This window comes from Microbacterium sp., from assembly GCF_052099035.1.
In the GTDB taxonomy this organism is placed as follows: Bacteria; Actinomycetota; Actinomycetes; order Actinomycetales; family Microbacteriaceae; genus Microbacterium.
Genome location: NZ_JBQDSX010000071.1, coordinates 1 through 12,718, shown reverse-complemented (window position 1 = coordinate 12,718; position 12,718 = coordinate 1). Strand labels below are relative to the sequence as shown.

Sequence of the window (12,718 nt, the reverse complement as noted above, 5' to 3'; positions counted from 1 at the left end):
AATACCACATGTCGTGTTTGACGCCACTACGGGAGGGTGCGATTACGTGCTGAGCGGGGTCCCCAACTCTCCGTAGTAACGGGAAGAGAATTGCCCTGCGGAGACGGCTGAGCGTAAACGATGACTCAGTGCACGCGGACAGACCGAATCTGCCAGACGGGGTCAGTTCGGGCCGGCTTGGTGGTTGTGCCTGATGAGTCGTGCTCCGGCGGTTCCGCCATGGCCGTATTCGTGGTGAGCACGGGCGAGGTCGTCGATATCATAGGACTTCCCGATCGCGGGCGTCAGTTGCCCCTCTGCCACGCGTTGTGCGAGCCACGTGAGGTTTGCGGCGCTGTGGCCGGCGGCGATGCCGAGGACTCGGTGGCGACCGCGTGTCGCGGAAGGAATGGTCTTGATCCAGCTGTCTGCGCGGGTGAGAACGATACGGCCTCCGGGTCGCGCTGCGCCGAGCCAGTCCTTTCCTCGGCCGGCTGCGACGACGATGGCGTCGTAAGCGCCGGATGCCTGGACAGCATCCACCGAGACCGTGGTGTGGTCGAAGACCCCGCTCGCCCCGAGATGGCGACAGAGGTCTTGACCCGCGGGGCCTGCCACCGCGTCGACGTTGGCGTCGAAGAAACGAGCGAGTTGAATCGCGGCCGTGCCGACGGCTCCCGCCGCACCGACGACGAGGATCCGCTGCCCGGCGACGACACGGGCGGCTCGAAGGCTCTTCAGCGCGGTCAGCGCGCCAAGGGTCAATGCGCCGATATCAGCTTCTGGCGCGTAGCCATCGGGGAAGAGACCTATGCGACTGGAATCAACCCGAAGATACTCGACGGCGGTTCCTCGACGTCGAGAGGGTTCGAGACCGAGCACCGACCACACCCATCGTCCGGGCTGGACCGCGACGCTTCGGGTATCGCGGATGACTCCCAGCACGTCGAATCCGGGCTGCTTCGGGAACCCCACGCCGTGCATCCTCAGTCGGCCCGAGCGGTACATGAGGTCGATATCTGAGACCCCGCTGGACACGGTCTCGATGAGCACCTCGCCCGGTCGCAACGACGGCAGGCAAACCTCGTCTCGTTGCAGAACGGAGGGATCGCCGTATCGGTGGTACTGGATGGCCCACATCGTCTATCCGTTCCGCCGCCGACCGCGCACGGGTATGTTTGCGGCTGATTTCTTGCCGAGAATGAGGCGAGTGAACACATGGGTGCCCAGTATCAGCGGAAGCACCGAGACGGCCACCGCGATGGACTTCGCGTCGTGCTCGCGGATGCCGTTCCTGCGCAGCACGCGCCGCGCCCACAGCCAGAATGGAATCACGATCGTGGGAGAGGTTGCGACTCCGGTGGTGTACTCGCGCGCGGCGACAGCGGTTGCGAGATGGGTGAAACCGTGTGCTCCGAACGCCAGCAGCCCTCCGCGGAACCAGACCGACCGGCCCTCGGTTCGAACGCCTGCGACAGACGCAGTGGCGACGAGCGCCGCCATGATTCCGATGCCGACGTTGACGTGGGTCTGCGAGAGTCCTCTCATTCTGAGATCGTCAGGGATAGGCGCCCACTTCGGCACGCGTGCGAGGACTCGGCGCGAGCTGGGTGCCATAGTCACGAGCTCCTCCGCGTCGTGGATGGCGAACGCGGCGAAAAAGCCGAGACTGGCCCGAGTGAGATCATTCATCGCGGTTCAGCTCCTTTCTCCCTTGCCATCGGTTACGCTACCACGAGTAGTGGAACTAGGGATAGAACTAGGAGGCTCGCGATGAATGGGGCAGGTGGCCGACCTCGGAACGCCGCGGTCGATACTGCGGTGCTGGCGACGACGATCGGCCTGCTCCGAGAGCGGGGATACGCGGGGCTGCGCATCAATGACATCGCGGAGGCGTCGGGGACGGCCAAGACGACGATCTATCGGCGATGGCCGACGTTGACGCACCTCGTGGTCGCGGCAATGCAGCATGCGCTCGGCGAGCGTGCATTCGAGGCCACCGGAGACACTGAAGCCGACCTCGACAGCCTCGTCGAGTCGGGCCTGGGGTTTCTGGTCGATGGCAGGTCTGATCTGCTGGCCGTAGCGCTGGACATCCACCGCCAAGGCGACACCGAACTACGCTCCACCTACCGGCAAAGCATTATCGACCCCATACGCGAGCAAGCCATCACACTCATCGCGACCGCGATCGAACGCGGTGAACTCGAGGAGAACACCCAGCCGGATGTGATGGTCGACGCGGTCATCGGAGGCCTCGTGTATCGCAGCGCCATTCTCGCGGAACCTCTTTCACTGGATCAGGCAAGAGCATTCTGGCGGAGCGTGCTCAGCCCGCGACGATGCCAGTCGCCGCAACCGCGTCGGCCCTCGAAATAGGCAGCCATCACGTCTGGCCTGGCCCCGGATTGAAGAAGTCGAGACCGCGCTACCTTTGCTTCCCCACGGCGTCCTTCTCTCGACGTAACCGCGCTCAACTCGGAAGAGCCGAGTCCTCTGTCACCTAGTCGCTGATGGGTGCGGCGAGAGCTTCGGGCTTTCCATTCTCTGCGACAGCGGCGAGCGCACGTTCGAGCACTTGCAGGTCTTCAACGGTCTCCACCGAGATGACCTTGCCCCACGCGAGCGTCATGAACTGGAACACCGTGTTCTCGTACCGCACCCCTCCTGGCAGGTCACCCGCGATTGATGCCCGCACAGCGATGCGAGTTCGCCATGGACCGCCGTTCACTAGGACGTCCTGGATGTCGAATCGAGCTCCCGGAAGAAGATCGAGGACGCGCTGCCACCAGCGGATCATCGACTCCCGTGTTGTGCGGCGGCCTCCCAGCGCGTGCTCCCCGTGGAAGCGGTACTCGAACGACGGGGCGAGTCCGTCGACCATCGTCGTGTAGTCGCCCGCGTTGATCCGCTCGAAGACGGCCCGTACCTTTCCTCTGACGATCCGCTTGTACATGCCTGTCCTCTTCTCTCACATGCTCTACTTACGTTACTCTTGGTTACACTATGGTTCGTTCAGGTCGCCCGCGCAAGAGCGCGGTGGAGGACAGCATCGTGCAGGCCATGGGCGATCTGGTCGCCGAACACGGGTACGCCTCCGTCACCGTCGATCAGGTGGTTACTCGTGCAGGAACGAACAAGCCGGCGTTCTACCGACGGTTCAAGCACCTGGCCGAGGTGGTGCCGCAGATACTTATCTCACGGCATGGCACCGATGAGGACATCGACACCGGCACCCTCGTCGGGGACCTGATCGAGGTGCAGCGTCGGCAGCGACGCCTGTTCACCGATCCCGTGGTCACCAGGGGCTTCACCGGATGGCTCTCACACATCGAAGCCACCCCTGAGATAGGCGCACCGTTCTTCCGCGACTATCTCGCGCCTCGCCGCGCGTACACACAGATCATCCTCAATCGCGCCGTGGAGAGAAGCGAGGTCACCGTCGCGACAGACTCCGCCTGGATCGCCGACCTACTGACCGGGCCGCTCGTCATGCGTGCGGTGATGCCCGGCCTACCGCCTATCGACGACCGACTCGTTGCGCAGACCATTCATGCCGCGCTCGACGCACTCGGCTACCAAGGCGACCGTCCAACCATCAGCAGCATAGGGATAACCTAGAACCCGCTGAATATAGCCGATCTAGACGAAGCTACTTTCGCAACCCCACAGCGTGCCTTCTGCGGTCTATAGGCTCCGTGTCGGCCCCTCATGGCTCGGGTCGGTGCGGTGGGGGTCACGCTGGAACGGGTCATGGAGTTGCCGCGCCCGTTCTGCTGCTCGTTGCCGTGCCCGCTCCTGCTCGGCACGCTTGGCCTCGATCAGATGGGCGGCGTCGGTGATGGGGAGGGCGCGGAGTTCATCGGCCTCTGACCGTAGGAGCGCGGCCCGGTTCTTGGCGTCGTGCGCTTGACGGCGGGGGTTCGTGGTGCTCCGCATCCCGTACCGGGCTGCCTGGGCGTGCTCGGCCCCGTACTCGCTGACCAGCAGTGCCGTGTGTTCCTGCTCGTGCCGTCGCCGCATCATCTGCCGGTCGGCGGTGGCGGCTTCGACAGTCTGGGCGGCCTCGGTCACGCGAGGGTCGGTCTCGGCGCGTTTGGTGGCGGCCTGGCCTGCCCATTCGGTGAGACGATCAGGGTTCTCCGGTGTGGTGCCCCATTCGCGGCTGACTTGGCCGCGCAACGCCTGGGTGCGCTCGGTCGCGGCCTTGCGCTCGGTGCGGGCCTTGCGCCTGCCGAACCGCCTAACGGTGGCGAGGCGGGCATTGGTGGCGGCTTCGTCTTCGGCGGCGGCGAGGTAGGCCGCTCCATTGCGTTCAGCCTGGCTGGTGAGCGGCTGCGTGACCTCGGCGCGTACCTGTTCGGCGGCGTCCTTGGCCTTGCCGAGCACGGCGGCGCTCTCATCGTCTTCGGCGCGGTGGGTGGCGCGTTGGGCATCGAGGCGTGCGGCGATCTGCTCCCACCGCTGCGCCGCCCGTTGTGCGTGTTCGGCCTCGTGGTCGAGCCGGTCGAGTTCGTCCACCACAAGTCGCACCGGGCCGTCGCTGACGAGACCTTGCACGGCCTCGGCGGCTTGGGCGGTGGCGTGGTCGAGGCCCCGGTCGGCGGGGTCGCGGTCCATCGCCTCGATGAACCGCGCCCTGGCATCGACCATGTCCGTGGCGACGACGTGCAGCCGGTTGGTCTCGCGGCCTCGGGTCATGCCGACATAGACCCCTGCCGCGCTGGTCGCCTCGGTGAGCACCGTGTGGGAGGCATCGACGGTTGCGCCTTGGACGCCGTAGGCGGTCGTGGCGTAGGACAGGTGCGCGTGCTCACCCACGTACTCGGCGGGCAGGGCGACGGTGCGGGGGCTCTTGCGCCCGCTGGCAGCTTCTCGCGCGTACACGACGCCATCCTCGGTGACCTGCTGGACGATCCACTGTTGCCGGTTCGCCACACCGAGCGCGGTGTCGTTCTTCCGGGTCTGGATGAGGTCACCGGCTCCGATACTGAGGCCGTCGCTGCTGGTCGCCGTCACCGTGTCATTGACCTCGCCAGTCTCGACTCTCCCGGCGCGGATGCGCTCGTTCAACGCCGCGGCCTCATCGTTGGTCGCTACGGTGATCGCCTCGCCCTGGCGGGCGTTCTCGGTGGTGTGCTCGCGAGCCTGCTCATCATCAGCGTGCAGCCTCACCAGTCCCATCGCGACAAGATGGTTGAACGTCTCGCCGGGGTTGGCCCGGTCGCGCATCGACAGCGTGAGGGCCGCGTATTCGGGGTCGGTGAAGCGGTGGAGTTCGGTCATGTCGTAGGTGCGGCCTCTGATTTGGGCGGCCATGTCGAGCACCCCGCCTCGACCGACAGCCGGGAGTTGTGCGCGGTCGCCCACGAGGGCGACCGTCGCTCGCGCCTCAGCGGTGATGGTCAGGAGTGCGTGGGCGGTGTCTTGGTCGAGCATTCCGGCTTCGTCCACGATCACGCGCTCACCAGCAGACAGCCGCGCATCTTTCGGTGGGCCGGTGTAGAGACTGCCGGTTGCGGGGTCGGTGTCACCTACTGCGAGGCGTGTCCATACGCCGTCGCTGTTCCATCGCCACCCATGCGCGTACACCAGTGCCGCAACACTGGTCGCGGGTACGTCGAGTTCATCGTGGGCGACCTGCGCCGCCCGCAACGTCGGCGCAACCACCCGTGACGGCCTGCCCTGCTGCGCTGCTACCTCGATGGCGGTGCGGAGCATGGTGGTCTTCCCGCTACCCGCGGCACCCTCCACAATCACCAGCGGATCGGTCGAGGCCACCGCAGCGGCGGCGAGGACCTGCCCCTCATCCAATCCTGCTGTTCGTGCGGCTTCGACCACGTCGGGATGCTTCGGCTCCCGGCGCGGTGTCGCGGCGGTGAGTTGATCGCGCAGCGCAGTCTCGGCGGCGACCACGCTGAGACTGGTCAGATGCGCGACGTGCTCCGGGGTTGCCGCTCCTGGTGGCAGGATCGAGAAGCAATCCGAGACCGCAACCTCGCTCGCTTTGCTGATGAACTCCCGCAACTCTGCCGGTGCCGCCTGCACACCGTGCTCGGTCGTGATCCTGGTGACGTGCTCAGCCACAGTGTGCGGTGTCCACGCCGACGACCCGGCAGCACTGCGGTCCAGTGCCCGCGATGCAATCTCCTGCACCGCGAGGTCATCGAGGGCAACCGGGGGTTGCGCGACACGTCGGGCGAGGTTGCCGGGGTCGTAGCCGGCGTCGCGGAGTTCCTGCTGCCACCACTGCTCATCTTTGAGGTCGGCGGGCTTCTTACCAGGCCGCTGATGCGCCCACGCGATGCCCTGCATCCGCGCCGTCACGACCGGGCCAGGTTCCTCGCCCGGATGCGCCGCTTCCCATTCGGCTTCAAGCCGGTCGAGGTTCTTCTTGATCTGCGCCGAACGCTTCGACATCACCGCATTGAACGGCTGCAACTCGGCGACCTCGCCGCTCACCGGGTCCAGGGTCAGGCCATGCTCTGCAAGCGTGGCCGCGAGCTGCGGGTGCGCGGCGATCACCGCCGAACCCATCGCACGGATCGCGCCCTGCTGCCTGAACAACGCTGCGGTATCCAGTGCCCGCCACTTCCCAGCCGCCCACACCCGTGTGCCGATCTGCATGTGAATATGCCGGTGCGGATCACCCGCCCGCGAGGTCTTATGACCGATGCCCACGACCTGCATGCCCTCGATAGGCGCGACCTCCTGCGCCCCACGCGGCCCGACCCGAGTCACGCTGTGCTGGCCCAGCCACCGGCGAATCTCCGCCAGGGCGTCCTGCTGCGCACGATCCAACGCCCCAGAGACTTCGGGGTGCAGGGCTGCAGCGACCGACAGGCTCTTCGGCGCGTTCACGGTCATCTCCGCGAACAACGGCGACCCCTTACGCCCCTCACCCGGCTCACGCGGGGTGCCCATCGACTCACCCGTGACCGGGTCGTGCCAGTCCACCCACGCCTCGTACTCATCCGCCGACAGAGACCGGGTGGCGGTGACCTCACCCGTGCTCTCTAGCACGGTGTACTCGGCCACGGCGTCGTCCGCACCGAGGTAATACTCATCGGCGCGGGAACGGTCGGCCTCGACATACCGGCGCGCCGCCTTGCCGCTGCCACGAAACAGGAGCACTCCGCCCTTCACACTGACCTCCCTCACGAGACGACTTCTCATGAGGGAGGTGCGCACTACGGCCCCGCCGTAGCATCCGTGCATAACTCTGATAGCGGGGAGCTGGGCAGAAGGGGATCAGTCGTGGAAAGCGGCGCGGCGCGGCCTTGACGGTCACTGAACACGCATATAGTATGCTGTATGTGCATTCAGTATCTGAGTCTTCTGACCTGACGGGTCGTGCTCGTCTTCGAGACGCGGCGATCGAGTTGTTCGCGGAGCGGGGCTTCGACAAGACGAGCGTGAAAGCAATCGCTGAGGCTGCGGGGGTGAGTCCTGGCCTGGTGATTCATCACTACGGGTCGAAGGACGAACTGCGGCGCGCGTGCGACGAGCATGTGATCACCAAGCTGCTCGATGAGCGCTTCTCCTCTGCGGAGACTCCTTCCCCGAACCTGGTGCAGGCTCTCTTAGCGGAGGCGACGAGTGCGGGGCCGATGTTCAACTACATCGCTCGCCTGCTCATCGAACCGGGCAAGGCCGGTGATGAGCTGTTCGCGCGGCTGGTTGCGAGCACTCGGCAGAACCTGGCTAAGGGGCGTGAGTCGGGGTCGATCAAGCCTGCCTCTGATCCTGACGCGACCGCGATGCTCGTGACGGTGTTCGGCCTTGCGCAGTTCCTCGTGCGTGACCGTTTCGCGCAGGTGCTTGGCGCTGACCCGTTCTCTGCCGAGGGTGCGGCACGCCTCACGCTCCCGACTCTCGAAATCTTCACCGACGGCCTCTACGCCGACACTGGAATTCTCGCAGCAGCTCGGAGCGCTCTCGCTGGGCAGCACGATGCCGCATCGGATGAGGGGAAGGATGAGAAATGACGGCCGTTATTGAGGCGCGCGGGTTGCGGAAGAAGTACGGGAAGCATCTCGCGGTCGATGGGATCGGCCTGCGGGTCGAGCAGGGTTCGGTGTTCGGGTTGATCGGGCCGAACGGTGCGGGCAAGACGACCACGCTGCGGATGCTCGTGGACATCATTCGCCCCACGGCTGGCGAGTTGAAGGTACTCGGCTCCGTGCCACGGCGATCCGGTACCGCGTTGCGTCGCCGGATCGGTTACCTTCCCGGCGAGCTGAAGTTGGCCGAGCGTGTCCAAGGCGGAACGCTCTTGCGCCATCTGGCTCAGATCAGCGGCCCGGTCGAGCCGGGCAGGATCGAGACACTGGCCGAACGCTTGGGCCTTGATCTGAGTCGCCCGGTGCGTGCGCTGTCGAAAGGCAACCGGCAGAAGCTGGGCTTGATCCAAGCATTCATGCACCGACCCGAGCTGCTGATCCTTGACGAGCCGACCAGTGGACTTGACCCTCTGGTGCAACGCGAGTTCCTGGCGATGGTGCGCGAGGCCCGCGAGGCGGGCCAGTCGGTACTGCTCAGTTCGCACATCCTGACGGAGATCCAGCACACCGCCGATGATGTCGCCGTGCTCGCAGGTGGCAAGATCATCGCCCACGGCGATGTGTCCTCGCTGAGACTCTCCAGCGTCACCCGCTTGCGCGCTGTGCTCGCAGACACCACCGCCGAGACCGTACGCACAGCACTATCCGTCTTGCCGACGCTGCAAGACATCGACACCGAAGCGACCACCTCGGGCGATCTGGTGAGACTTTCCGCCACGATCCGGGGCGATGTCGACCAGGTCGTGAAGGCCCTCGCGCAGTTCACCGTGCGCGACCTCACCGTCGAAGAACCCGACCTCGAAGAGTCGATCCTCGACCTCTACGCACGAACGAACGGCACGAAATGACCACCGCAGCACTCACTCCCGTCCCCACATCGGCCGCGCCGATTCTCTCCCGGCACCTGCTCGACGGGTGGCGCGGGCAACTCGGATGGTCGCTCGGCATCGCCGCCGTGATTGGCATGTACCTGCCGCTGTTCCCCTCGCTGCAATCGCCAGAACTCTCGAAGTTGATCGCCAGCCTGCCCGCTGAGCTGGTGAACGCGCTCGGGTTTGATCAGATCGCCAGCGGAGCGGGCTACACCCAAGCTACGTTCTTCGGTCTGCTCGGTTTCGTGCTCGCCGTTATCGCCAGCATCTCCTGGGGTGCAGCATTCATCGCGGGCACCGAGGAAACCGGAAGGCTCGAACTCATCCTCGCGCACGCCGTCGGCCGCGCACAGTACGCGCTCGAAAGTGCCGCAGCACTCATCGTAAAAGTACTCGCGCTCGGCGCGGTAGCGTTCCTGCTGATCCTCGCAATCAACACTCCCGTAGAACTTGGCCTCTCCGCTACGAACCTTCTGGCTGTCACGCTCGCATGGTCAGGTCTCGGCCTGCTCTCAGGCACCGCCGCTCTCGCCGTCGGTGCAGTAACCGGGCGGCGCTCCTGGGCCATCGGAGCCGGAGCAGGAGTCGCCGTCCTCGGCTACGGCCTCGACGCAGTCGGAGGCAGCAACGAAGACCTCACCTGGCTGGCAAACCTCTCGCCCTACCACTGGGCGTTCGGCAACGCCCCACTTGCGGACGGCTTCGACTGGGGAGGCCTCGGCCTGCTCTGGGGGTTTTCCGCAGTCCTCATAGGCGTCGCCTCTTCGGTGCTATCCCGCCGCGACATCCTCGGATAACCCGTGCCTGCCACGCAATCAGCTCTCCTATCTGTCGAATCTCGGCCGAGCGTCAGGCGGTAGAGGGGCATCGAAACGGGTTCTACCGGGTAGTCCTTCATCGTCGGGTTCGCCGCTCCCGACTCCGTGGGAGCGCGGCGTCTTTGACGAGCGACGGTTGTAAGGGCGCACTGGCCGACCTTCGGGTTTGGTCTCTGGTGGGCCACCTCCTTCACGGGAGGTGCCACCGTGACCGAACACACTTCACCCGCCGACAGCGAAGACGCTGCGGCACAATCTGGCTCCGCCAGTCGCGACCTCGAAAGCGCGGAAGGGCTGCGCGCCCTGCTGATCCGATTACACGAGTCCGGGCCTGGGGCTTGGCAGCATGATCGTGAAGCGGCGAAGCTGATGCGGTACACCGCTGTCAGATACCGACCCCTGGCGCAGAAGCACGGTCTTGATCCGTGGGAGATTGCTTCGGCTGCGTTCGAGGTCATGCTCGCTGCCTCGACGAGGAAGGCTCGGAATCCGTGGGCGGTGGTGACCAGGGCGGTGCAGATCACCTGCGGTGTCGAGATTCGAGCCGCCGGGATGCTGGTCTCGTCCGGGAAGGTGCGTCACACGTCCCGGATCGCGGGGTTCCACGACGCGATCCGGTTCGCTGATCGAGAGCACCTCGCCGACTACCACTCGGCCTTCGCCGTCAAACCCGCTGACGACGACGAAGACGACCCTGAAAATGCCGACCGTGCCCGCGTCGCTACTGCGTTGTCGGCGATAGTCGAGCTGTTTGCCTCAACGGGTTGGGGTGCTGTGCTCGTGGCTGATTGTGTCGAGCACGTCGCCTACCGTCTCGCTGACCTGACCTCGCGGGCGAATGCGGTGGAGGTGCTGCGCCGCGATCACACCATATCGGTGTTGTTCGACATACCTGCGAAGTCATGGTCAGCATTGCTGCGGATCGTCCTGGGGCATCCTGATCGGAAGTACGCGGGCACTCCGACCGGCGACGGCGTGCTCCTGCGTCTTCTCGACGGGGAACCTCTCGACTCGCTGCGCCGTGACACAGGCTTGTTGGCTGCGATCTGGGCAGCCAAACCCCGAACCGGCTCCTGAACGCGAACCCGAGAGATGAACTACATGTAGTGCTATTTTATGAGTTCAAACACTACATATTGTGGTTTTTGTGGGCGTACCTGTCGGATATGAAGGCGACAACAGCAGCCCCCAGAACCCCCGTGAACACCTCAGCTCGTAAGAGAGAGGGCCAGGCGCGGAGTGGCCTGCCGCCGGGCTTCAACGTGGCGGCGTGGACACGGCAGGCGTGTGAGCGCTCCGGGGTGCCGGTCGGCGTGAGCGATCCGGTCACGCTGGCCAAGCTCCGCGTCCTCACCCGCCCCGAACACTGATTTCATCGGTACGCGAGAGCGCCGCCGCCCGTCCCTGCTGGGCGGCGGCGCTCTCGCGTGGTTGGGTGGGTCAGGCTTTGAAGGTGAGTTCGATGCGTTCGGGTCGGAATCTCGCCCCGCGTTTGCTGATTGGTGCGGGTTTGACGGTGAGGGTGTCGATCAAGGCGGCGATGATCGCGCGTTTCTGCGGGATCGACCACTCCTCACCCCACGCCGCCCGCAACGCTTCCTCGTCGCCGATGGGGATGCCCTTCAACGCCGACGACTTCGCACTACGACCCAGGGTGAGTTCGGCGCTCGTGATCGTCGCGGTAGCGGCGGTCTTCGCCGCGTGCAACTCGGTGCGCGACAGCAGCCCGGCTCCGTAGTCGCGGGCCATGTCCTCCATCCGCTGACGGGCGGCGGTGATCTGCTCCATCGCCGCCGCGACCCCTGCATCCTCACCCCGCCCCGTGGCGGGCAGGATGGTCGCCGCCAGCCGCGTAATCATCGCCTCGCCCACGAGGGTTTCGATCCCGTGCGCGGACACGACGAGCCCGCCACGCTCCGGCCTGCCGGGGAGGGGCAGGCAGCGGTAGTAGCGTCGCTTCCCGATGGAGGTCTCGCCCCGGTGCAGGCCCGAGGAGACGAGGGTGTTGCCGCACTTGCCGCAAGTGATCAGCCCCGCGAGCAGGCTCTTGGAGGAGCGGCCCACGCGCCGGTCGGGATGGTTGAACACCGCCCGGATACGCGCCGTCTCCTCGGGGGTGATGATCGCCTCCCAGTTCCCCGGCCCCAGGATCGCCCGGTCGCGTCGCTGCCAGGCCGTTGTCGTCTTGGATGCGGGTTCGTAGGCGCGTTGCCCGGAGATACGCGCCGAGCACAGGATCGAGCCGACGGTGCTCTCGTGCCACACATTCAACCGACTCTTCCCCTTGCTGGGTGATTCGGGGCCGTCGTCGCGGTTGAGCCACCTCGTGATCTGTCGCACCGACTGCCCCGCTAGGAACCGGTCGGCCATTTCCCGAATCACGGCTGCTTCTTCGGGGACGAGGACGCCGCCGATGCCGTACCCGTACTTCGCGCCTCCGTGCCAGTCACCGCGCTCGGCCTTCTGCTGGTTCGCTCGCCGGATACGGTCGGCCTTGTGCCCGGACTCGTAGGAGGCGATCGCGACGAGTTGCCGCGCCATGAGCCTGCCTTCATGGGCGTTCAGGTCGAACGCGCCGCCCTTGACGGTCTCGATGCGGATCGGGTGGGTCTCCACGAGGTCGATGAGGTCTTCCAGTTCGCGGGGGCGACGGTAGAGGCGGTCCACATGCCACGCCACGATCCGCGACGGCCCGAGCTTCACCCGCTCCAACAACTCGAGGTAGCCGGGGCGCTTCTTCCCCGAGTAGGCCGAGATGTCGTTGTCCATGAAGATCGCCGGACCAGCGATCCCGAGCCGGGAGCACATCTCTAGGCAGTCCTGGCGTTGCCGCTCGACTCCGGCCTCCGCGCCGGTGCGATCCTCGGAGATGCGCAGGTACACCACGACCTGCTCCACGCTGTTGTTGCTTGCTTGTGTGCCGTCCATGACGACCTCCCTTGTTGCCTGGTAGGTACGCCGGTCAAACCCGACACGTCGACAAGAC

Annotated in this window: 11 protein-coding genes; 6 read left to right on the top strand and 5 right to left on the bottom strand. The window is 65.7% G+C overall.

The features are described 5' to 3' along the window. Positions 1-162: 162 nt before the first annotated feature. Both ACTIAO_RS15075 and ACTIAO_RS15070 read right to left on the bottom strand, forming a co-directional pair. On the bottom strand, positions 163-1,119 hold the full coding sequence (locus ACTIAO_RS15075) for a zinc-binding dehydrogenase (RefSeq protein ID WP_129457915.1): 957 nt from the start codon (positions 1,117-1,119) through the stop codon (positions 163-165). A gap of 3 nt (positions 1,120-1,122) precedes the next feature. Beyond that, positions 1,123-1,671, bottom strand: a complete 549-nt coding sequence (locus ACTIAO_RS15070) for an HXXEE domain-containing protein (RefSeq protein WP_129457916.1) — start codon at positions 1,669-1,671, stop codon at positions 1,123-1,125. A gap of 81 nt (positions 1,672-1,752) precedes the next feature. Between ACTIAO_RS15070 and ACTIAO_RS15065 the strand changes: the two genes are divergently transcribed. Then, positions 1,753-2,358 carry a TetR/AcrR family transcriptional regulator gene (locus tag ACTIAO_RS15065; protein WP_441907009.1) on the top strand — a complete coding sequence of 202 codons (606 nt, stop codon included), beginning with the start codon at positions 1,753-1,755 and terminating at the stop codon, positions 2,356-2,358. A gap of 124 nt (positions 2,359-2,482) precedes the next feature. On the opposite strand, the gene ACTIAO_RS15060 is transcribed toward ACTIAO_RS15065, so the two are convergent. Beyond that, positions 2,483-2,935 carry a nuclear transport factor 2 family protein gene (locus ACTIAO_RS15060; protein WP_129457918.1) on the bottom strand — a complete coding sequence of 151 codons (453 nt, stop codon included), beginning with the start codon at positions 2,933-2,935 and terminating at the stop codon, positions 2,483-2,485. Positions 2,936-2,985: 50 nt separating this feature from the next. Here ACTIAO_RS15060 and ACTIAO_RS15055 point away from each other — a divergent pair, with 50 nt between their 5' ends. Then, entirely contained in the window at positions 2,986-3,600 is a 615-nt protein-coding gene (locus ACTIAO_RS15055; RefSeq protein ID WP_129457919.1) for a TetR/AcrR family transcriptional regulator, read from the top strand. Positions 3,601-3,666: 66 nt separating this feature from the next. Here ACTIAO_RS15055 and mobF read toward each other — a convergent pair whose 3' ends face one another. Continuing rightward, complete coding sequence (gene mobF, locus ACTIAO_RS15050) at positions 3,667-7,140, bottom strand: MobF family relaxase (protein ID WP_441907008.1); 3,474 nt, start codon at positions 7,138-7,140, stop codon at positions 3,667-3,669. A gap of 155 nt (positions 7,141-7,295) precedes the next feature. On the opposite strand from mobF, the gene ACTIAO_RS15045 reads away from it, so the two are divergent. The 4 genes from ACTIAO_RS15045 to ACTIAO_RS15030 all read left to right on the top strand — a co-directional run bounded on the left by ACTIAO_RS15045 (position 7,296) and on the right by ACTIAO_RS15030 (position 10,809). Beyond that, positions 7,296-7,967: a TetR/AcrR family transcriptional regulator gene (locus tag ACTIAO_RS15045; protein WP_441907007.1), complete on the top strand. Its 672-nt coding sequence runs from the start codon at positions 7,296-7,298 to the stop codon at positions 7,965-7,967. Beyond that, positions 7,964-8,890, top strand: a complete 927-nt coding sequence (locus ACTIAO_RS15040) for an ABC transporter ATP-binding protein (protein WP_441907006.1) — start codon at positions 7,964-7,966, stop codon at positions 8,888-8,890. The genes ACTIAO_RS15045 and ACTIAO_RS15040 overlap by 4 nt, the downstream gene beginning before the upstream one ends. After that, positions 8,887-9,711, top strand: coding sequence for an ABC transporter permease subunit (locus ACTIAO_RS15035; RefSeq protein WP_441907005.1), 825 nt, complete (start codon positions 8,887-8,889; stop codon positions 9,709-9,711). Before ACTIAO_RS15040 ends, ACTIAO_RS15035 begins: the two co-directional genes overlap by 4 nt. 228 nt (positions 9,712-9,939) lie before the next feature. Next, a complete protein-coding gene (locus ACTIAO_RS15030; RefSeq protein ID WP_441907004.1) occupies positions 9,940-10,809 on the top strand; it encodes an exopolyphosphatase in 870 nt (289 codons plus the stop codon). Positions 10,810-11,172: 363 nt separating this feature from the next. Here the strand turns inward: ACTIAO_RS15030 and ACTIAO_RS15025 are convergent, their stop codons facing one another. After that, positions 11,173-12,660: a recombinase family protein gene (locus ACTIAO_RS15025; RefSeq protein ID WP_441907003.1), complete on the bottom strand. Its 1,488-nt coding sequence runs from the start codon at positions 12,658-12,660 to the stop codon at positions 11,173-11,175. Positions 12,661-12,718 lie beyond the last annotated feature (58 nt).